1 protein-coding gene is annotated in these 1617 nt (G+C 41.1%); it reads right to left on the bottom strand.

The window, feature by feature from the left end:
• Positions 1–200: 200 nt before the first annotated feature.
• Positions 201–1061, bottom strand: coding sequence for a hypothetical protein (locus tag BFP75_RS03330; RefSeq protein ID WP_123803313.1), 861 nt, complete (start codon positions 1059–1061; stop codon positions 201–203).
• Between the last annotated feature and the right edge of the window lie 556 nt (positions 1062–1617).

Here is a 1617-nt window from a genome sequence, read left to right as displayed (position 1 = left end):
ACTTGACCAAAAGTCCCTCAAGTTCAACAACACGGTCGGCCAAACGACGGTTCGCACGCTCAAGATTCTCCAAACGAACCAATAACTCCGATATGAACTTATCCTTTTCGATAACCGAAAGATCCGATAATCTTTCGTAGGATCCAAATGAATTGACAACTTTATCAGCACTGATTAGTTACAAATGTTTGTACAAATAATTATATTTCACTTCTGCCAGTGATGTCCAGAAGTTCATCTTCAAACCGATCCATTTGACGCTCAAGAGTTTCCATGGTATGATGCGCTTCGTCATCGTGCATGCTCGATAATTCATGAAATGTGTGTTCAATGTCAGCTAAAGTTCGACTAACTGTTTTATATTGATTGGTAGGGGCTTTGATAAGCGCTTCACGAAATGTTTTCATTAGATTTTCGTAAAAGGCCACTTCTTTGGTTGTACAATCTTCACAGTGTGATCCCAGCGAAGATTCTATTGAAGTTATTCCAAGTTTAATAGTTGTAAAGTAAAGCCGTATTTCATTTTCAAGCATTTCCTTATTGGAGAGACAAGCATCCTGTGAGATTTTCACTTTTCGTTCTGTATAATTGCTAACACTTTCAGCTATCGATTCAAGCTGAGAAACAGTGCCTTTAAGTTTTGGCTTTCCCATGGATCGATTATGCGCTTGTAATCCATTGGCCAAAACAGCGCATTGAGTACTGTATCTTATTAGGCTGTCAAGATAAGAGGTGTTCAGGTATGCGCTTGCATTCATGAGTTTGATGCTCTCTTCTGCCATACTTTTAGCCTGTTCTGAAATGCGGTCATGATCATGACTCTCGGCAAGTTCATGTAGCTTGAGAGCGGTGTATTTCAGATTTTCAGAAGGAGCCAGAAGGGAATTTTTAAGGGTTGAAACAGATTTCTCCACTTCGCAGGCGGGTTTTTCTGGTTGTTCAATTTCAGGTCGTTTCTCGTCCTGTTTTTTTTCATTCGTCTGCCCACAACTAAGCAGAACTGCAAAAACCAGAAAGAGTATTACATTCGGGTGAGGGTTGAATAGAATCAAATTTTTCATAGTATTAAGATTTATGGTGGTTAGCATGTGATTTTCGGTTTACTCAATTACCCACAATGGGCTTTGTTTATGGCGTGTGAGGCGTGCCTCACCAGGAGCCATCATTACGCCTCATAGGTTATAAGTGTAGTCGATGGCCGTACCTTTTGCTCCAGTGCCAGTTTAAAATTAGGGAAAACTTCCTTAGGTATGGGGTGTAATGTACAAAGCCCATCGATGGCGATAAGCAAAAGGGAAGCGTGCAATGTACGTGATTTTGCGTTCCCGAAGGGATATGGCCATCGACGGTCTCGGCTATGAGTAGTTGCGTGGGTTAGCATTCAATTTTGCAAGTACGCACCAAGCTGAAAATCCGCAAGGATTTTCAGAAGTGGGCGAGAACAAGCAATTACTTATAGCCATTGTGCCTGTTGCACAAGTTATAAAAAAAGGGGCATTTCGATCTTGCCGATCCGTAAAAGGATCGTAACTTTAGGTATGCAGGGTAAAAAGGATTATCAAGAGAAGCTTTTCAATAATTTCCAATTAAGTGACCGGGTACCGCAGACGAATTTCT

Origin of the sequence: Maribacter sp. 4G9 (assembly GCF_002742265.1) — a bacterium.
Lineage (GTDB): Bacteria > Bacteroidota > Bacteroidia > Flavobacteriales > Flavobacteriaceae > Maribacter.
This window is presented reverse-complemented; position numbering and strand designations above follow the sequence as displayed.

Bases quoted from the DNA above. Each gene is read 5' to 3' on its own strand.
- BFP75_RS03330 (WP_123803313.1), bottom strand. From the start codon at position 1,061: ATGAAAAATTTGATTCTATTCAACCCTCACCCGAATGTAATACTCTTT.